Source organism: Rhizomicrobium palustre (assembly GCF_011761565.1).
GTDB lineage: Bacteria > Pseudomonadota > Alphaproteobacteria > Micropepsales > Micropepsaceae > Rhizomicrobium > Rhizomicrobium palustre.
On sequence record NZ_JAASRM010000001.1, the window covers coordinates 2,518,742 to 2,538,448 of the forward strand.

Consider the following 19,707-nt stretch of genomic DNA (forward strand, 5'->3'; position numbering starts at 1 on the left):
CCCCCTCACGGCAACGTTCGGACCAGATGTAGGCGTCAACTTCGCTATTTCAAGTCCCCGCTAGGGGAGCGCTGCCCCAGAGGAAATCTGGTCAGCTACCCGCCTGCATTTGTCCCGTGAGGACAAGGGAATGATAGCGGGCCAGCATATCGGGCTCATCAATGGAGCCGTGATAATGCTGCTGGCGCCAGGCGCCGCCCCGCCAGTTGTAAAACCGCGAGGTGCGGATTTCGAATTCCAGGCTCGCCTGCTGGCTGCGCAAGATGCCGCGCTCAACCCCGAATGCCAGGAAGGCATTATTGGCGCGCTGCAGGGTGAAATCCTGAAACTGCACCATCACGCCCGCGGGGCCCGAGAAGATTTGCTCATAAAGGCCGCGGATGCCCTCCCAGCCACGCCGAAGGCCGCCCAGCGGGTGATACATCGAGGCGTCAGGGCCCGCATCCCAGTTGCGCTCCATCAGAACCATGTCATGGCTGTTGAAGGCGCGATAATATTCGTTCAGCGCCCCTTCGGGTTGGCGCAGGTCAATATCCGCATCGCCTGTTATCAGCATCGCCGTTCCTGTTGCCCGCCAAAAATGGGATTCACAAGCAGCGCAGCGCCGCGAGCAAGTGCTCCATGTCTTCTGGGTAAACGGATTCGAAACGCAGGGTCTTGTGCAAGCTCGGATGCTGGAAGCCCAACACAAAGGCGTGCAGCGCCTGGCGGGGAAAATCCATCACGGTTTTATAGGCTTCTTCCTGTTCCGGCGTTTTGGCGCGCGGCGCTTGGCGCGCTTTTCCGTAAGTCGGGTCCCCAATCAGGGGGTGGCCAAGATGGGTGAGGTGGACGCGGATCTGATGTGTGCGTCCGGTCTCCAAGCGACATTCGATCAGCGAGGCGAGGGGGCGCGTTTTTTCGCCAAAGCGTTCTTCGACACGATAGCGCGTGCGCGCTTCCTTGCCGCCGGTGCGCATCACGCCCATGCGTTTGCGGTCGTAAGGATTGCGCCCGATCTGGGTTTCGATGCGCCCTTCACCGAGCCTGGGCGAGCCCCAGACAATGGCGTGATAGGCGCGCTCGATGGTGTGGTTGGCGAACTGCTTGCCGAGCGAGGTCATGGCCCGCTCATTCTTGGCGGCGACCAGAAGCCCGCTGGTATCCTTGTCCAGGCGGTGAACAATACCGGGGCGCATCTCGCCGCCCACGCCTTGGAGCGAGGAGCCGCAATGGGCAATTAGCGCGTTCACCAGCGTCCCGTCGGGGTTCCCGGCTGCCGGATGGACCACAAGGCCAGCCTGCTTGTCGATCACGATGACATCGTCGTCTTCGTAAACCACGCTGAGCGGGATATCCTGGCCGATGGGTTCGGCAGGAATGGCCGCAGGCGGGTCGATTTTGTACAGCTCGCCCGGTTTGACCCTGTGATTGGCGTCTTTTATCGTAGTGTCACCGCGAGTCACGCGGCCTTCATCGATCAATTGGCGCAGACGGGAGCGGCTCATTTCCGGGCAGGCAGCGGCTAGAAAGCGATCCAGGCGCTCGCCCAAATTGCCGTCCGGAACGGTGAGTTCCCGATAACCTGCGGAGGAAAAAGTGTCTGAACCCATCGAATCTTCTGCTGCCGGAGATACAGCGGCCAATAACCGCCTCATGCTGAACGTCGTCATAGGGCTTGGCGTGGTGATTGTCATCGTCATCGGCGTGATGATCTATGGGATCACCGCCGGCTGGGGCAAACATGCGGCCCCCGCCGCCGCTGCGGCTAAAAAGCCGGTCTCCATGTCGCTCGCGCCGGGCTACCGCATTCTGTCCAGCGACACCCAGCCGGGCCGCCTGATCCTGCATGTGCGCTCCGACACGGTGGATGAGATCGACATTATCGACCTCAACGACGGGCGCATCATCAGCCAGATCCACGCCGACGCCCCGAAATAGCGCTTTGCTGATCCTGCCCGCCCCTCTCAAAACCCAGCTATTCGTGCTGGCGCGCACCGCCCATCCCCGTGAATGCTGCGGGCTTTTGGAAGGTGTGCGGGAGGGGGAGGCGGTACGGGTAACGGCGCTTTACCCGTCCCCAAACCTGTCGCCGACTCCCGAAACCGCCTTCGAGATCGACCCAGCGCTACATTTCGCTCTCCAGCGGAATCTGCGCGGCACGGGGCGGTCGGTTGTAGGCTGTTACCATTCCCACCCTACGGGAAAAGCTGAGCCTTCCCCCCGCGACCGTGCGAACGGCTGTGAAGCGGGCTGGATTTGGGTTATCCTTGCCACCGGTGTCATAATCGAAGGGGCACCGTCCCTGGGGGCATTCCTGGCCCCTGGTTTCGAGCTCCAGGCCATAGCAACCACATAAAAAGCGTTCCGGAGGAGTCCCATGAAGCTGCGCCATCTTCTTTTGGCCGCGAGCCTGTTGTCGCCCGTTCTTGGCGCGCCCGCCTATGCGGCGGTGATTGGCCAGAACGTCCCGGCCGAGGCGATCACGGCCGCGCGCATCGCCGCTCTTCCTGCCGATCAGCAAAAGGCGTGGCGGGATTATCTCGCCCGCTCCGAGGCGCAGAAGAAAGCCGATAAGGCCGCACTCGCCGCTGAACGCGAAGGCCTCACCCAGTTTCCCGAACAGTCGCACGGCCATGGTCACGACAATTCCATGCCGCTCGACAAAGACATCTCCTGGTATGCCAGCGCTGAAGCCAAGCATATCGGCGACAATATCGTCTCCTTTCAGACGCCCGCTGGTGGCTGGGGCAAGAATGCGGACCGCGCTGGTCCTCTGCGCCTGAAGGGTCAAGCCTATGTCACTAACAATCTCTCCGGCTATTTGACCGAGAATGATTTCGACGCGCCGGTGGAGCCGGATTGGAATTACGTCGGCACCTTCGACAACAACGCCACCGATACCGAAATGCATTTCCTGGCGAAGCTCGCCAAAGCGCTGCCGGGCAAAGAGGGCAATGCTTATCGCGCAAGCTTCATCAAGGGGCTGAAATACATTCTGGCAGCGCAGTTTCCCAACGGCGGCTGGCCACAAGTCTGGCCGCTTGAAGGCGGCTATCACGACGCCATCACCTATAATGACAATGCGGTTTCCGAGGCCGCTGCGGTGATGACCGATGTGTCTGAAAATAAGGATGGCGATTTCGATTTTGTCCCCGCCGCCTTGCGCGATGCCGCCGCCCAATCTGCTGCCAAAGCGCTGGAGGTGATCCTGGCGACGCAGGTCAGCGTCCAGGGCAAGCCCGCCATCTGGGGCCAGCAGCATGACGCGCTGACTTTAAAACCCTGCTCGGCGCGCAATTTCGAGCCGCCCGCGCTCGCCTCAGACGAAAGCGCCGCGCTGCTGGTCTATCTGATGAGCCTGCCGAACCCGAGCCTGAAGCTGCAGGCCGCGATCCATTCCGGCATGGCGTTCCTGGCCGAGCACACCATCACCAACATTTCGATTACCGGAAAATCTGATCCCGGCGGCAAGCACGCCGTGATCAAGGATGGCTCCAAGCCGATCTGGGCGCGCTATTACGATGCGGCGACCGGCACGCCCGTTTTCGGCGAGCGCGACAAGAGCCTGCATGACAGCATGAACGATCTCTCCGAGGAACGCCGAAACGGCTATTCCTGGTATGTGTCGAGCCCGGAAAAGGCGATCCAGGCCTATATGAGCTGGTCCAGCGCGCATCAGGCGAAGAATTAGGCCGAGGGGAGGGGCTTTCCCGGGGTTTTGGTTCAGTCGCGACCGATCTGCCGCTTGCGCCCGGACGCGGCCCCCCGTATAAGCCACCCCCTCCGCTTGCTCCCATCGTCTAGCGGTCAGGACGCGGCCCTCTCAAGGCTGAAACACGAGTTCGATTCTCGTTGGGAGCGCCAATAATATCAATGGCTTAGCCATTGAGTTCGGCGCAAAGCGATTTTCTAGCTACCCATAGCTACCCGTCGTGCTCGGATCGGGAGGAGTGCTCACTTAGCTCCGATGGTCTGTGAATCTTCAGTGGTGCAGTCACTGTACGGATAGTCGCCGTCACGAGTGCGCAGGTGCTTCCACGATCTTTTGAGTCGCCCGCCAAGCTGTGCCTTCGGCAATGTGTCCTGTCCGGACACATAGGCGACGGCTGTTCCGGGACGTGGTTGACACAAACTGGCATGAAAAGGGTTTGAAGGAGGCCGACCATGCGGTGGCGGGATGTGCCCAATCGTGGACCCCGCGTCTGGATTGGTTAGCCAGGCTGCAGGCTGGCGCGAACCGGTGAGAACTTTGCCATCGTTTCGGGATTTGCCCGCAGATGGGATTGTGAGGCATCGCTCTCATGCTCCGTGACGGGGCAGGCAAAGGCTCCTTTGGCATATTCACGCGCCGTGACGTACTCAAAGCATCGCCGACACGTCTATTACGACTATGCTGTGTCGCGAGAAGTCTGGTTTTCGTTGCACAGCTAAGGACCGCAATCCCGTCAGATTGCGGTTCCGTTACAAGAGGTGTTGCACCGGCGACGTTCGGCAAGGAATTGCAGTAATTGCCGGCGCTGGTAGCGGACTGCGCGTTGCCCGACTTTGATGAAATTCGGCCCGCCACCACGAGAACGCAGGGTGCTGAGGGGTGCCACTGCAAGCCCTGTAATCCGGCTCGCTTCAGCCGTATCCACCGCTTCATCCAGCCACATGGGATTACTCTTTAGAACATCAGCGAGACTCGGGAGGTCTGTATTCAGTTAGGTCACATTGGTGCCGTTAATTGCTTGCTTGGTGCCGGTGCGTGCAGATGCAATTAGGTGAATGGTCATCGGCTTTGCTCGTTTTGGGATTGGGCGTGATGGGAATGCACCGCTGACACCGGCCGATTGCTAGAGCCCTTTCGGGCGAAAGGGTGGGTGTGTTCGCACGGATGGTCATCAAGGAGGTGGTCAATTTTAGCCGTTCTGAGACCAGCATCCGCGGCAGGTACGCAACACTCGATAATCATCATGAATTGCCTCGACGTTTGCTTGCATTTGTGCGCACCGAGTAAGCTCGCATCTGGCTTTCCCAGCTAGGTGGCTCACTTGGAGAGGGCATCTCTCCAACTGGGGGCTAGAGGAGAAGTACGGCGGATATTTTGGGTGGCGATTGCGCAAGCGAGATAAAAACAGAATACGCGGTGCGTTCCGGCGCCCAGATAGCGATTCTCGCGGTATCCCTACGCACTGAGGAATGGGGGCGGGCTGGTTGAAAGTTCTCGCTCGCACAGGTCGCGTCTTTTAGTCCTCATCACGTTAAAAGGTTCGCGCATATCGTAAGGGCAACTGTTCGTTGCTGCCCCAATGAACGCGCTTTTCCCCCGCCTCGCCAGCGCGCTTTGTGTGTTGGTTTTGATGCACTTTTAGGTTTTTGGAATGAGGATAGAAAACGACGCAGGTACTGTTCTGCTTGGTAAAGTCAAAATTCTTGGGAGGTGTTGCAATCCGACGCAACCTCAAGCGACTGCGCCCCTCCATGTAAGCGCGCTCCCGCGTGAGGAGCGACTTTTATCGTCTGTGCCCAGATGCATGGAAATCGATGAAATGAGCAGCACCGCTATAGGTATTAGTGCCAACCATAGACGCGTTGTACATTCTGTCGTTAGGTGTGTGGCGCATCGGCCCACTTTCGCCTTAACAAGAAATACGCTTGCTAACCTTCTAGAGAGATTATTTACTTACCATACGTTGAACTGCAAAGAGCCACCTATCGATGCTGAGCCAGGCGTCACATCAACTAAAAAACGCCGCGTCGCCGTCAGTTTTGGCGCGAGGGTGTGTGAACGTCATTGAGTTCGATGGTCTCATGGAGCATGCCGCGGCGCGCTGGCCGCGGATCCGCGATGGTGTCTATGCTCGTCTTGAAACGCTGCTGGCTGCCAAGCTCGGTCCTAATGACCTGTTCGTTCGCTTGGGGGAGACCGCATATCTCGTAACCATGCCGACTAGCGGGGCTCAAGAAGTAAGCGCTGTATGCACGCGCGTGGCGTTCGATCTGCATACGAGCTTCTTAGGAGAATGCAGCTTGGCGCAGCTCCATGTCAGCCTCGTTTCGGAATGTGACCAGGACACCCTTGCGTTCAATCGTCTGGGCGTTGATCAGATTATCAGGATCGCAAAAGACGTTGGGATTCTCGACCAGCTGAGATTTCGGCCTTCAGAGGCTGAAATGGATACCGGCGCTGCGGGCGCAAGTCGCGCGAAGCAAAGTGTGGGAGGCGTAGCTTCTGCCCCGGTTGTTTCAGCGGCTGGCGCCGCTGCTGAGAGTTCGCCGGATATCGAATATCATTATATTCCGATCTGGGCGGTTCCGAGCTCGGCGATCACGACATATGCTTGCGAGCCGAAATCCATCTACCTGACATCCCGCACGCAACCGGTAGCCTTGTCCTATCTGTCGCCGCGGGATCGCATGCAGGTAGAGCTCTCATGCCTTCAAGTAGGTCTCGCGCAGCTCACGAAATCCATCTCGAATGGAGCTCGCTTTCTATTGGCTGCGCCAATTTCGTTTGAGATGCTCGGGGCACCGGTCGGGCGTGCAGCGGTATTATCCCTCTGCAAGGAGTTGCCGAATGATATTCGTCAGTATCTTTCGTTTTTGATCTATGAAGTGCCGCCGGGAGTTGCTCAGACGCGGCTTGCCAATATGGTCAATGCCCTCAGATCGGTATCGCGCGGCGTTTCGGCGACGATCGCTCCCACGCTGCGCGCCTATACGGCATACCAAGGCATTGGGCTTCGGGCGATAGGCTTTGATATGCGGGAATTTACGAATCTCTGCCCATTTCAGCAGAACGACGCCGAGCAGCTTGCCCAATTTGCTCGCCGTTCCAATTTGGGAACTCTTATTGCCAACGTGAAAGAAAAAAGCACCCTGAAATACGCTCAAGACGCAGGCATACAGCTTCTGAGCGGGGCCGCAATTGCACCTTATTGTGTAGAGCCTCGCGGAATGTGCCGTCTTACCTGGGCGGAAACTCTCTCCAAGCCAGATACGGAATTGTGGGTCTGACGGGATAGGGTACCTTCAATGCCTGCGATGCACGGGTCAGAAATGCGCCGTGGCTTAGGGCGCTCACATGTGCAGCCAAGAGCACCTACTCAGATAAAGCACCCGTTCGGGTGAGCGCTCGCTTAGGCCGCATTGCGGATAAAGTCCAAGACGTCAAACGCTATCACTGACCTTGAGATAAACGAGGGTCTGATTAAGTAGTATATAGGCGATTTCGCCATAGGTCATTGGGCCGACAAATGGGCCGGTCTTTTTCCCCTCCAAGTTCGCGCTCAGATAATTGAGCAGGCAGTTGCAGGAAAACGCGATAACGCAGGCGCCGGCGTTCTGAATATACTGTTCAAGCTCCATATATTGTTCGAACGTTTTTGTGTAATTCTCGATGGGATTGGCAAAGCGATATTCAACCCCTGCAAAGACGGGTGCGTAGAATTGTACTGTCGCAAGATCTGCATCGATAGACCGAATAGAGACATTGACTAGCGCGCCGTTGTGGCTCGCCATGAGCGGGCGCGTAGGGTCAATGTGCTGCGCTGTGAGGTATGAGGCAAAGTTCTCAAGCTTGCCGTCAATACGGCACTGGTCATCGCAAACGAACCCGTCCTGTTGAAATACGATGACATCGCCATCGCTCGGCGAGAACAGGTTGATTGTCTGAAGGTGGGCAAGCTTTCCCTTTGGTAGGGACACATGGAGTGCCACGGCTTCATTCAGCAGGGGAGACGCGCGGCCAGCAAAAACCATTGGTCGGCGGGTTTCCATTTCAGATATCTCAACACCCGAAACCCATCCGAGCAGGGGGCTGGCGAAGACATCTTCGTAAAACGGGACGCCTTTGGCAAAAGATGCATGAATTTCGCTTCCACCGGGAACAATAAGAACCGTAAAGCCAGAGCGCGGATAGTCGCGCGCGATATGGGGTATTTCGGTAATCTTATACCGGCTGAGTACTGCCTTTTCCGCGACGTCGGATAGGTCGGTTACAAATATATGTTCTTTGTCAGTCACTCCGCCGTCTTCTGTCATGAAGGAGGCTGTGGTGCCTCCTATCCAATTTCCCTCTGGCAGTTGGGTGAGCAAGATTTCATCACCTGCGAGGAGGAGTGTGCGGCCTTGCCGGATCAATTCAGCTGTATCTTCGGTTGAATATAGTCCGTTCTGTGCCATCGGTTTCCCGTTTCTTGGTCAGTTCTCGTTTAGCAGTAGATGACCATGCAGACAGGCTGAGACGCGGATTATAGCTGTGAAACGGCGATCAAATACTTAAAGACTCCGAAAATACGTGTTCGGGCTATCCGACAAATACGGATTTTACGGGAAAGCATCCCTTGCCACCCCCTCAATCAGGCAAACTACGTAGAGCTGTCTCGCGGGGCCTCCGGCAGGAGACGATTGCTTTGAAGTGTACTGTGCCAAAAAATTGCAATAACACCATCGTCGCTACGAGCGTGGTAACGATCCTTGGGAGCTAGTCCTACTATATTCGACGTCCGTATATGCTCAAGTTTTTGGTATAGCGAACGCATTCATCCTCTGCCGCGGGTCGCGCTCAAGTTCGGTTTAGGCGAGGGTGGGTATGCCCCGCCTTTGACGTTTCGGCGTTCGCAGCTCCGAGCGTGGCTGCGCCTCGTCCCATGTTTGTGCTGGATGCGGCGGATGGCAGATCGAAAAATCGTTCTGCGCCATTAGCTGGGCCGCTACTCTGGAAGGCGATCAGGAACAGTGAAGTGAAAGCAGGCCCCGCCCCCGGGCGCCACATCGACCCAGATGGTGCCGCCGTGTGATTCGACGATGGAGCGGCAAATCGACAGCCCGATGCCCATGCCTTCTGCCTTGGTTGTCACGAACGGGCTGAATAGCCGGTCGGCGATTTCCGGCGGCAATCCGGGACCACTGTCGCTAACGGCAATTTCTATCCAATATTCTTCCTTGCGTTTGGTCGAAATGATGATTTCACGGCGGCCACTGTCCACCATCGCTTCGGCCGCATTGCGGAAGAGATTGACGAGCACTTGTTCGATCTGGACCCGGTTTATCATCGCCTCTTCGACAGAACTGTCGAGCAGGAATTGGATCTTGGTTTCATCCTTGTTATCGAACAAGGCCAGCGCATAGGCTTCTTTCAGGACTTCATCCAGCGGTTCGAGCAAACGGTCGGTCGTCCCTCGTGCGGTGAAATCGCGCAAATTGCGAATGACATCCGCAGCCCTGCGGGCTTGGCGCAACGCCTTATCTACTAGATCACTCAGCGTTTCGAGCGCTACCGGCGCGGCGAGGCTGCGTTTAGCCACGTTGAGGTAATTCATCACGGCCGCAAGTGGCTGATTGAGCTCATGGGAAAGGGCGGTGCCCATCTGCCCCATGACGCTCTGCCGGGAGAATTTGGCCAGCTGGTTCTGCAGCTCGCGATAGCGTGCCTCGGCGACTTTTTGTTCGGTGATGTCGTACACGGTGCAGATGATGCGCCCGACATCGCCCCGCTGCATGGAGCTGAGTTCACCCTCGGCGCGCACGAAACGCTTCGCCCCATCGAGTGAATGAAGCCGGAACTCGACCGGTCGGGGATCGTCACCCTGCTTGAGCAGGGTAAGCCAGTCGCGGTAATGCGCAATGTCGTCGCCGTCGACGAAATGCGCAACACCATCGGGAGCCGGCGGCCGCCTGTCCGCAGACAGGCCACACATGCGGTACATCTGATCGGACCAGCGCTCGGTACCCGAGGCTAGATCGAGTTGCCAGCTTCCCATGCCTGCAATGCGCTGCGCTTGGTTCAGCCGCTCTTCGGCTTCGCGATAGGCGGTGGTGCGTTCTGCGACCCGCTTTTCGAGATCCTCATTGGCCGTTCGAAGTTTGTAGGCCACGTCGCGCCAGCCCAGATAGGCCATCTCGTAGGGCGCGGCGACCTGCGTCAGGAATTCATTGGCCCGTTCGACCTTCTTCGAGACCTCGTCGGAATGAAGGACGTCGGAAGACACCGCCTTGTAGTGGATCGCCAATAGATCGACGAGACTGTGTCCTTCCTCAAGGATGGACCGACCGAGTTCAAGGCCCGTTTCGAGTGAGGATTCATCCGCAGGCTTGCGGACATAGTCGCGCAAGGCACGGCGGTAACGCTGGCGCGACGCGATGTTCCTGGCAGGTGCTGCGCTCATGGTTGCCCCGGACCGCTGGCCGATGGATCCGTCGGCGGATTTTCGTTCCAGCGCAAAACGAGAACCAAGGCGTCGTCGGTTTCCTTGCTGTGGCGTTTGAGGAGACTATCCGCGATAGCTTGGCATGGCGCCTGGCAGTCGACATCGCGGTAAAAAACCTCCGCAATGCCGTCGGTGGCAAACAGGACGAGATCGCCGACCTGAAAATCGAGCGTCTCGCTCAACGTCTGCATCCGCGCCGGCACGCGATGACCGATGATGCCGCCGCGCGGCAAGACACTGTGAACGCTCGCCTGGCCCCGTGATGTCGGGCGAAGACGCAAGGCAGCAACATTGCCGATGGAGAGCCACGACATCTGGCCGGCGGTCGGCTGCAGGTGCGCGAGCGCCATGACGGCGCCACGGCTTTTCTTCAGCATCTGGTGACAGCGCTCGACCTGCACCGGCAGTATGTCGTCTACATGCTTGGAGATGGCATGTACGGCGAGTTTGCCCGCAAACGCCGCCGCCGGGCCGTGTCCCAAGCCGTCCACAACGCTGACGACGGTTCCGTGCCGGGATGGCAGCACGACGAACCGGTCTCCCGACTCCTTCTCACCGGCCAAGGTTCGGGCGGCGGCGCCGATCTCCAGGGGCTGCAACGCTTGCGCCGGCATCTCTAGCGCTCCCACTTGACCATGGTCACTATCGTTCCCTTGCCGGGCTCAGAGACAAGTTCGAATTCGTCCATCAACCGCTTGGATCCTGGCAGCCCCAAGCCTAGACCTTTCGAGGTCGAAAAACCGTCCTGCATTGCCCGCTCGACATCAGCGATACCCGGTCCACGGTCGCGGGCAATGATGACAAGGCCGCGGCGACGGTCGCGGGCGGCCAGCTGCAAGACGATTTCGCCTTCGCCCGCATAGGAAACGATATTTCGGGCGATTTCCGAAATGGCCGTTGCGATCAATGTCAATTCGCTGCTGGAAAAATGCAGCGACGAAACGAGATTGCGCGCCCTTTGGCGGGCCATCACGATATCGACATCCGCCTTGATCGGCACGACCAGTTCATGTTCCTCAGTCGCCATCGAGAGCGTTTCCACGATTACGCGACTTCAACAGCGCAAGGCCGTCTTCGAGATCAAGAGCCGTCGCGGCTCCTTCCAGGGTGAGGCCAAGCTGCACCATGGAGAACGCCACATCGGGCTGGATGCCGACGACGACACATTCCGCGCCCAGGAGCTTCACCATTTGGGTGATGCCACGCAATGTGCGTGCAGCAAACGAATCCAACACGTCAAGCATGGCAACATCGACAATGACGCCGGTGGCCCGGTGCCTCTGAACGCCCGAAACCAACTCATCACGGAGTGCAGCCAAGTCGGCATCGCTCATGGAGCCCTGCACCGATGCAATCAGCACGTGATGCTGTTTGAGGATAGAGGCACGCATGGTGAATGCCCTCGATCTAACTCGGGCCCCCTCTGTCACGCATCCGCATCAGCGAATAGCCGGCCAGCTTATCGGCCTCTTCGATGCCGCTTTGCAGGTCGCCTACCGTCATCATTCTTCCCAGATCGATACCGAGCGTGACCATGGTCTGCGCGATTTCCGGCGACACGCCCGCAATGATCGCGGTGGCGCCCATCAGGCGTGCTGCTTCGACCGTCTGGACGATATGATTGGCCACGCGAGAATCGACGGCCTGAACGCCGGTGACGTCGATAACGACCGCCTTGGCGCGGTTGTTGCGTATTGCCATCAGCAATTGCTCGGTGAGTTGGCGGGCTCTTTCGCCGGAGATCAGGCCGATGACCGGCACCAATAGCATTCCATCACGAAATGGAAGCACCGGCGTCGGAAGCTCCTGGATGGCCTCGCGCTGTTCGCGGATGGTTTGCTCGCTCGAGTCGATGTAGGTGTCGATGGCAAGCCCGATGTCGAGGAACGTCAGCTTCATTAGGGAAAGGAAGGCGGTCCATGACTTTTGCGGATCCGATGCATAAGCTTCGGCGAGACGGTTGGCGACGGCCCTGAGATAGAAATTATACATACCGAGATAGGCTTTGACCGGCAGCCCGACACGTTCATGCACAGCGCCGATCCTGAGCCTGTCCTTTGCATAAGCGAGATCGTAATTGCCTTGGGTCAAGCGCAGAAAATACTGCTGCTGCGCATTCTTGACATGCTCCAAGGTGGCGGGATCACTGAAGAACGTTGCGGTGTCCTCAAACGAGAGGAGGTGTTCGTAAAAATCATCAATGACGGACTGGGCATAACGGCGCGCCAACTCGTTGATCGATTTCAGGTTTTCCTCGTCACCATCATCGAATTGCAGGAACTGTTTGCGGCGGAACAGTTCCTGGTCCGTCATCTCGGTGCCCGACCTCGGCTCGGTGGCAGAAAGGACTTCGCCCGCAGCATTTTTGCCTGCCATTGATGCCTCCCTCGTTCGACGTTCAAGCAGAACCCGGCATTCCGACGATCGGTTAGTGCAATTGCCGCAAACTTTGCTGCATAATCAGTAATCGAACTGCACGTGAAGTATAAAGGATAAATGTAGTGATGGCATACTAGTTGTCACAGCCGGAAGGCCGTAATTCCATCACGCTATTGTGGCTGTTCGGGCGTCCTCGCAGGCAGTGATAGATTGGTGAGGGCGATATGATCTTCGGAGATAAGGTGGGCTAAAAAGTAGCGCACGTGCCACTCCCGTCATCGAATGGAGCTGTTTCAGGAAAGGAGTAGCACGAACGAATTCAATGACAACTCGCTCCCGATAACATTGACCGGCTTTGCGTTAGTCGCTCAGGGGCCAAAGTCCATGTTTGGCCGTTTTCTGCGGTTCACTATAGGGCTGTGTCGTGGTGAAGTGCGATTTCCTTTCGAGGCGATGGCTGCTGGTACTAGTACTCACTGGTCGCAGGCTGTAACCGCGATAAGGTTGGTCGTCGTCGGTTGATCATCTTGAGCGCCAGCGATTGAGAGACCTCCGGGGCATCCACCAGCACGGTGTCCGAACTCCCGCTCACAACGGGAGTTCCCATGGTCATAGGTGATCAAATTACCCACATAGCAAGTCATGCCGCGGCGCCTTTGATCGTCATCATCGACGATGATAACGCCGTGCGGGAATCTATGCGTCTGCTATTGGAAGCCAGTGGATATACGGTGCGTGATCATGCGTCTGCGGAAAGCTTCCTTGCTTATGGGGCTGGCGAGGCAAGCCTTCTGCTGGTCGATCATAATATGACGGGCATGACGGGGGCTGATTTATTGGAACTGCTTCACGCGAAGCATGATCCGGTGCCCGCGGTGATTATAACGGGCCGCGCGGATCGGGCAGTCGAGGAGCGGTGTCGCCGCATCGGGGTCAAACTGCTGCGCAAGCCCGTAGCTGAGGATATTTTATTGGCATCCATCGAAGAGGCGCATCGAGCCTGTCCGTCGAACCACGAGACCCCAGGCACGGCCAGCGACTGAGAGTTGTCGATCCATTCCCTGGGGCCACGTAGAAGGAACGGACGTGGCGCAAAGACGGGGCGAGGCCAATACGGGGCGAGGCCAATACACAACCGCTTCATCATGCTGCACACTAGTACCGCGACAGCCGCTCTGATTGCCCGAAATACCGGATGTTCAGCTTGGGTCGCAATAATCGAAGGCAAAACAGAAGAAAAGAAAGGCTCTGGGCGCGCTGCTATCTGCGAGAAGAGAGGTTTGTCCTCTAGCGCTTACCAATTCAGTGCTGAGCGGCATCCGCCGTATGCGCCCAAATTCGACGGGACTATGCTCATGTAATTGTTGTAGTGCGGCTACTTGTTTTGTTTGACAAAGCGTTACTAAAGCGCGAATCCTTCGCCTTCCCGGTAACGGGAAACTTCACTCGGCGCATCTTCGAACGCGTCATCGCGAACGTGCTTGATGTGTTGATCATGTGTTCACGTCTTCGCATCGGTCGCTCGATGCGCCCTGAGTGCACTGTCCGGTTTGTGAACTGATTTTCTGGTTTTTTATGAGGCGGTTCTCTGCGCATCCGGGTTCAGCGGATGTTGCAGCCTGCTGTCTGCTGCCTGCGAATATGAAACGACACCTGCAGTGGAGATATGCATGCGTGTTGTGCAAGGACATGTAGAGCGTCCGGAGGGCACCGGCGGTTCTTTTGTCGGTCATCGCGTTCTTCTCACCTATCGTCATGCTGTGGATATGGCCGGGGCGGAGCCCGGAGCGGAGGACGCGGCGGCACAGAGCGATATTGTGGACGTGGCTGGGGCGCCGCTTAACGCAGACGGGAGTTTTGCGCTTTCGCTCCCCGATGAATCAGATCTGCGTGAAGGCATCGAGTTCGCCGTGCTGGCGCCATCGGGCGCCGTGCTGGAACGCAGTTCGCTCGCGTTGCGGCAGCTCAATGAGCCGCTGACAATCACTTGCGCACCGGTACAGCCATTCGTCGTTCGTCCATCCGACGATCCTACACTCGGCCAGGCCTTACGGCTGACAGGGCGGGTCATTGGTCCAGACGGGACGCCTGCGCCGCGCGGTCTCGCGATCGTGTTGTGGGGACTGAGCGGTGAAGCCGGAGCCAATCCCGCGCCTCTGCAAACCTTCCAGACGCAGGTGGGCGGCTATTTTTCCGGACCATGGCCGTCCGGCGCGTTGGTCGCAGCCTATGCCGAGGTGAACGGGACCAATCGCGCGGCCATCACGCTGGAAGACGGACATCTGCCGCGGCGCACCATCCTGGTCGTGCCGCTGCCGGCGCTGCCCGCCGACGATTGCAACTGCGCCCCCGTTCCCCCGCGCGCGCCAGACCAGCAGGACCTTGTCGCCAACCCTTCCGCGTACTCGCAGGATTTAGGCCCCGGCTGCATGAACCTGACGATGCCCAACCGCGTGCTGGAGGAATTTCCCTATTTCACCATCGTGCGTACCACGGAACCGGATGTCCGGCCGATGAACACGGATCCGCCTGTCCGGCTGCCGGTGCATGTGCGGGACCGATTGTTGGCACTGACCGCCGAAACCGCCAGCTTCTCGACCGAAAGAGCCGCAACCACACGCAGCTCCGGCAACGCTCCCGCTCTGCTCGGCTCGCTCGATGCCAAACGGGCCAAGGAGATGCTGGCGCGGCCGGAAACCATCACGGCGGAAGGCCTGCGGAACGCGGCGATCAAATCCGAGGCTGTCGACCTTCGCCGGATGCTCGATCTGCTCGAACGGCGCCCAGCCCGCAGCGAACTCAACGGCCGCTACGCCATCGATTGGGACCTCAGCCCCACGGTCTTCGAAGCGGTCACGGTGGCGCTCGGGCATGTGCTGCATTTTCGGCAAACCTGGCGCGCCGACGGCTATTCGCTGGGCGATTTGCTGTATTCGCTGCCGCTGGCGCCCGGCCAGAAGCGCCTGGTGAGTATGCTCGACTGGACGCGCCGGTCCACCGGCTCGCGCACCGAATATCTCGAATCCGAAGAGCAGATGCAGGCGCTGACCGAGCGCGACCGCGATATATCCGAGATCGTCAACAGCAATCTGGACGAGCGGATCGATGGCGGCTCGTCGACGTCGACCTCCGCCGGCGGAGGCGGCATCGGGCTGGGTTTTATCGGCGCAGGCTTCGGCGTGTTCGGCGGCGTGGCGGGCGGCGCAAGCGGATCGGATTCCAGCTCGTGGCAGGATTCGGCACGCGCTCTGTCGGGCAATTCGCTGCAACAGATCCGGGATCGCACGACCCAAAATGCTTCGGCGGTGCGCAACGAACGCTCCACCGTCGTCCAGACCGTCACCCAGGGCGAGACCTCCCGCGCCGAGACGGAAGTGGTGGCGAACCACAATCATTGCCACGCCCTGACGATCGAATACTTCGAAGTGCTCCGGCATTTCCGGGTCAGCGAGGAGCTCGCTTATGTCAGCGAGTGCATCTTCGTTCCGCTTCCCATGCTGCCGTTCGACCAGCCCAAGGTCCGGCGCTGGCGGGCCTGCCTGGCCGAATTGCTGCGCCGCCCCGAACTGGCGAAGGGTTTCGACGCCATCGAGCGGATCGCCACCAATTGGGACGGTTGGGATTATCCCGAACATCGGTTTTCCGAAGAAGCGCCCGAGGAACTCGACGGCGAGCTGCGCATCACCTTCGTGATCCCCCGGCCGCATGACGGCGACGACGGGGCCTATCAGATTGACCGCTGGAGCTGGCTGTCGCCGCTTCTTTGGCAAGCGCCGTTCTCCGTGTTCAACGAGATGGCGGACCACGTGAACAATCTGTTCCGGGACATCAATCGCCAGATCACCGCCGAGTTCTATACCCAGATCCAGCGGGCACGCGACGAGTACTTCGCGCGCGAAGTGGCGCCGCGCGTTGCCGAACAGATCGTCCACCGCATGCGATTTTCCTATGTGACGCGCGCAGGCATCCAGGTGTCCCTGCCGCTGAGTGCCAGCCTCATTTCCAAATACGTTGATGGCGTGGCGCTTTATGTCAGCATACGCGCTTCGGGAGCATTGCCGGCCTTGCCGCGGGAAGAAATCGCGCGATTGCGGATTTATCTCGCGGCCAACATCTTTGGCATAGGGGGGGTGCCGCCGGAGGCCCGTATCCTCGTCACCTCCGGCCGCATGCGATACCGCACGGCGCACATTACCGATCTTCTGTTCGATCAGCCGCGCATCAACAACGATCTTGGCGAGGATGACGACGTTTTCGTTGCCACGCCGACAACCCACCGGGAACGCAGAGACCCGCGCGCCGAGGATCGCCGGATCGCCGATCAACTGGTTGCCCACCTGAACGAGCAGCTGGAGTATTTTCATCAAGGCATGTGGTCCGGCATGGACAAACAGCGCCTTTACATGCTGCTCGACGGCATCATCGCTCCCAATTCCGGCGGGCGCAGCGTTGCGAGCGTGGTCGAGAACCGGCTGCTCGCCATTGTCGGCAATTGCTTGGTGCTGCCCGTCACACCCGGCATCCATCTCGACCCCACGCTTGCTCCGGACCCGGAGACCGGCATCCGGCCGGACCTGATCCACGCCTACGCGACGGAGGGCCCTCCGCCGACCAGGATCAGCGTGCCGACGCGAGGCGTTTATGCCGAGGCGATCATGGGCGCGTGCAACGCCTGCGAAAAGAAGGACGATTCACGCTTCTGGCGCTGGGAGGAGTCGCCGCTCCCGGACGAACCGACCGCGATCGATCCGATTTCAACGGCCTCGCGCCAAGCGCCCGAGCCCGACGCGACACCGACCCCGCTGCCGCAGCCGATCGTCAACATCCAGAGCGCGCCGTCGTTGCCCGATGCGTTGGGCTTGGGACAGGCGATGCAGATATTGGGCCGTTCGGACATTTTCCGCGATCCCAGCGGACTTGCCGGTACGCAGCGCAACGCGCTCGCGGCCTTCCAGGGCGTCATGGACACCGCGAAATCCTTCGGAGGCATGGCGGCGAAGCTTGCGCAACAACAGGAGATGGGCCGGAACGTCGATCGGACCATGGACCAGATCAAACAGGCGCAATCGACCGGAATGCTGAACCCGCAGCAAGCCCAATCGCTGGCGCATTCGGCGCTGCAAGCGCTGATCGGCGATCCCGGAGAGGCAAACCAGAACCCGGTCCACGATCCGGATGTCGGCACAGCCATCGAGAAGGCGACGGAAGCACAATCGGGCTCGGTCACGGTCACTTCGCCGGATGAAACCGTGAAAGCCACCTTCGACGGCGCAGATACCGCGGCATCGGTCGGCGGCACCTTGGCGCCTGAAGTTCTGCAGTTGGAGCCTTGGGTCACCGTGCCTCTGATGACGGACAGGACAACCGGGTCGCCTCCCACCTACTTCAAGGGCCTGTCCATCAGCAAGGCCGCGCTTCTCAAGACTTTAAGCTTCCAGAACCGCGTGGTCGCGGGCGCCTTCCGTTTTTCCAGTTTGGCGCCGGCGCTGTTTGATCCCGATCCGAAGAAGGGCTTTCTGCGCGAGAACCCAGCCGTGCCGGGCGACTTCCAATTGCGGCTCAGGATGCGGGTGGTGTTTCCCACCGCGCCGGGCAAGCCGGGCAAAGTGGCGGTCAACGGACGTGCCCCGCTTGTCGTGCTGGTCCATGGCAACCACTGGGCATGGCGGGTCGACACCGAACATCCCACCGGACCGCCATTCTCGAATACTTTGCCGGACGGCACCGTGGTGATGTCGACGCCGTATGATGTCGACAGCTTGAAGACGAGCGAGAGCTATGCCGGCTACGCTTACCTCCAGGACTACTTGGCGCAGCAGGGCATCATCTCGGTCTCGGTTGACCAAAACTTCTGCAATTTCTACGGCAGCTGGATCGAAACGCGGGCGCAACTCGTCGTCGAGGCTCTCGATCAACTCGCGAAGGAGAACGCCAACACCAAGAGCCCGCTGTTCGGCAAGGTCGATTTCGGCAATGTCGGATTGATGGGGCATTCGCGCGGCGGCGACGGCGTGGTGGGCGCGCTCAAGAAAGTGGCGGCAATGCCGACACCAAAATCGTACACCATCAAAGCCGTGTGCTCGCTATCGCCAACGGATTTCACCGGCGGCGTGGCGCCGGCGGACCGGACCTTCATCGACCGCACCGACACGAACTTCTATTTCGTCATGTACGGTGCGCTGGATGGCGACGTATCGGGCATTGACGGCCCGGCCGGCATCGGCGGCACCGGGTTCCGGCACTATGACCGGGCGCGATGCCCCAAAGCGATGGCGTTCTTCAAGAAGTGCTGCCACAACTCGTTCAATTCGGTGTGGCATGGCGACGGCCTGGATACCGCCGACGGCCGGACCCTGGATCCGGACATCACCAAAGCACCCGACAAGCACCAAAAGCTGGTCATTGAGTACATCGGCGATCTGTTCCTCTGGCAATTGCAGGGAAAGAAGCTGGCCGGGCGTTTCGACGGGCGCACCGCCAACTCACTCGGCACCGAGGTGTCTCAGCAATGGATGTTCGGAACAACATTGAAGCTGTTCGAGGATTTCGAGAACGCCGCAGCCAACCTGCTGGGCGGCGCACACGCCTTTCTCTCTCCCGCGCCGCACACGGTCAGCATTCGCGACGAAAACCAGGTTACGCATGCCGGGTCCGGATTCGACATCCACATGCCGCATCAATCGCATATGCTGGAGATGGAGTGGGCCCCGGTACCGACGCGTGCGACCGGCATCAAAACGATGACCAGCGATGTACCCGCGGCGCACCAGGATTGGTCCGGTCTCGACACGCTGATCATCGGCCTTAGCGGCTGGTACAAGCCGGATAGCGATGCCACCATCGCGGCGGAATGGCTGCCGCGCGTACGGATTATTCTTACCGACACGGCGGGCGGCAGTGCCGTGGTCGATTTCAACGCCTATGGCAACAACGTTCCCAGCCGGCCCATTTCGACCATGAAATCCGTCCATACCAATACCGGCGCTGTCACCACCGTGAACGCCACGTTGATGGCGCTCGAAACCGTGCCCATCAAGCTGTCGCTCTTTAGCGGCGTCGATCTGCACAAAATCAAGCAACTCGCATTGGAGCTGGAGCCCGCAGGCATCGTTACCACCATCGTAGACAACATCCATGTCGTGAAAAGGTAGGG

Annotated in this window: 14 protein-coding genes and 1 tRNA gene; 7 read left to right on the plus strand and 8 right to left on the minus strand. The window is 59.2% G+C overall.

Translation table 11 applies throughout. The annotated features are described in order from the left end of the window. Nucleotides 1–91: 91 nt before the first annotated feature. Nucleotides 92–556 (minus strand): YybH family protein, encoded by a 465-nt coding sequence (locus tag FHS83_RS11295; RefSeq protein ID WP_167083063.1) that lies wholly within the window; start codon nucleotides 554–556, stop codon nucleotides 92–94. A 31-nt stretch (nucleotides 557–587) separates the two neighbouring features. Continuing rightward, nucleotides 588–1,592, minus strand: a complete 1,005-nt coding sequence (locus FHS83_RS11300; RefSeq protein WP_167083064.1) for an RluA family pseudouridine synthase — start codon at nucleotides 1,590–1,592, stop codon at nucleotides 588–590. Here FHS83_RS11300 and FHS83_RS11305 point away from each other — a divergent pair. The 5 genes from FHS83_RS11305 to FHS83_RS11325 all read left to right on the plus strand — a co-directional run bounded on the left by FHS83_RS11305 (nucleotide 1,579) and on the right by FHS83_RS11325 (nucleotide 6,981). Further along, complete coding sequence (locus tag FHS83_RS11305) at nucleotides 1,579–1,920, plus strand: hypothetical protein (protein ID WP_167083065.1); 342 nt, start codon at nucleotides 1,579–1,581, stop codon at nucleotides 1,918–1,920. The two genes, FHS83_RS11300 and FHS83_RS11305, sit on opposite strands and share 14 nt — an antisense overlap. Then, nucleotides 1,850–2,338, plus strand: coding sequence for a M67 family metallopeptidase (locus FHS83_RS19910; protein WP_425061520.1), 489 nt, complete (start codon nucleotides 1,850–1,852; stop codon nucleotides 2,336–2,338). The genes FHS83_RS11305 and FHS83_RS19910 overlap by 71 nt, the downstream gene beginning before the upstream one ends. Before the next feature lie 21 nt (nucleotides 2,339–2,359). Beyond that, nucleotides 2,360–3,673 (plus strand): pectate lyase, encoded by a 1,314-nt coding sequence (gene pelA, locus FHS83_RS11315; protein ID WP_167083067.1) that lies wholly within the window; start codon nucleotides 2,360–2,362, stop codon nucleotides 3,671–3,673. A 98-nt stretch (nucleotides 3,674–3,771) separates the two neighbouring features. Beyond that, nucleotides 3,772–3,846: transfer RNA gene (locus tag FHS83_RS11320), tRNA-Glu, on the plus strand. Nucleotides 3,847–5,748: 1,902 nt separating this feature from the next. Next, on the plus strand, nucleotides 5,749–6,981 hold the full coding sequence (locus FHS83_RS11325) for a hypothetical protein (protein WP_167083068.1): 1,233 nt from the start codon (nucleotides 5,749–5,751) through the stop codon (nucleotides 6,979–6,981). A 153-nt stretch (nucleotides 6,982–7,134) separates the two neighbouring features. Here FHS83_RS11325 and FHS83_RS11330 read toward each other — a convergent pair whose 3' ends face one another. From FHS83_RS11330 to FHS83_RS11355, 6 genes are all read right to left on the minus strand, one after another. Then, a complete protein-coding gene (locus FHS83_RS11330) occupies nucleotides 7,135–8,148 on the minus strand; it encodes a DUF6976 family protein (protein WP_167083069.1) in 1,014 nt (337 codons plus the stop codon). Nucleotides 8,149–8,678: 530 nt separating this feature from the next. Then, a complete protein-coding gene (locus FHS83_RS11335; protein ID WP_167083070.1) occupies nucleotides 8,679–10,133 on the minus strand; it encodes an ATP-binding protein in 1,455 nt (484 codons plus the stop codon). Further along, a complete protein-coding gene (locus tag FHS83_RS11340; protein ID WP_167083071.1) occupies nucleotides 10,130–10,789 on the minus strand; it encodes a SpoIIE family protein phosphatase in 660 nt (219 codons plus the stop codon). Before FHS83_RS11340 ends, FHS83_RS11335 begins: the two co-directional genes overlap by 4 nt. Before the next feature lie 2 nt (nucleotides 10,790–10,791). Next, nucleotides 10,792–11,202, minus strand: a complete 411-nt coding sequence (locus FHS83_RS11345; protein ID WP_167083072.1) for an anti-sigma regulatory factor — start codon at nucleotides 11,200–11,202, stop codon at nucleotides 10,792–10,794. Then, nucleotides 11,192–11,566, minus strand: a complete 375-nt coding sequence (locus tag FHS83_RS11350) for an STAS domain-containing protein (RefSeq protein ID WP_167083073.1) — start codon at nucleotides 11,564–11,566, stop codon at nucleotides 11,192–11,194. The genes FHS83_RS11345 and FHS83_RS11350 overlap by 11 nt, the downstream gene beginning before the upstream one ends. 16 nt (nucleotides 11,567–11,582) lie before the next feature. Next, nucleotides 11,583–12,551: a protoglobin domain-containing protein gene (locus tag FHS83_RS11355; RefSeq protein WP_208414523.1), complete on the minus strand. Its 969-nt coding sequence runs from the start codon at nucleotides 12,549–12,551 to the stop codon at nucleotides 11,583–11,585. 608 nt (nucleotides 12,552–13,159) lie between these two features. Here FHS83_RS11355 and FHS83_RS11360 point away from each other — a divergent pair. Both FHS83_RS11360 and FHS83_RS11365 read left to right on the plus strand, forming a co-directional pair. Continuing rightward, the gene (locus FHS83_RS11360; protein WP_167083074.1) at nucleotides 13,160–13,597 is read left to right on the plus strand and encodes a response regulator transcription factor; all 438 of its coding nucleotides are present in this window, start codon (nucleotides 13,160–13,162) and stop codon (nucleotides 13,595–13,597) included. 627 nt (nucleotides 13,598–14,224) lie between these two features. Next, nucleotides 14,225–19,705 carry a poly(ethylene terephthalate) hydrolase family protein gene (locus FHS83_RS11365; RefSeq protein ID WP_167083075.1) on the plus strand — a complete coding sequence of 1,827 codons (5,481 nt, stop codon included), beginning with the start codon at nucleotides 14,225–14,227 and terminating at the stop codon, nucleotides 19,703–19,705. The last annotated feature ends 2 nt before the right edge of the window (nucleotides 19,706–19,707 follow it).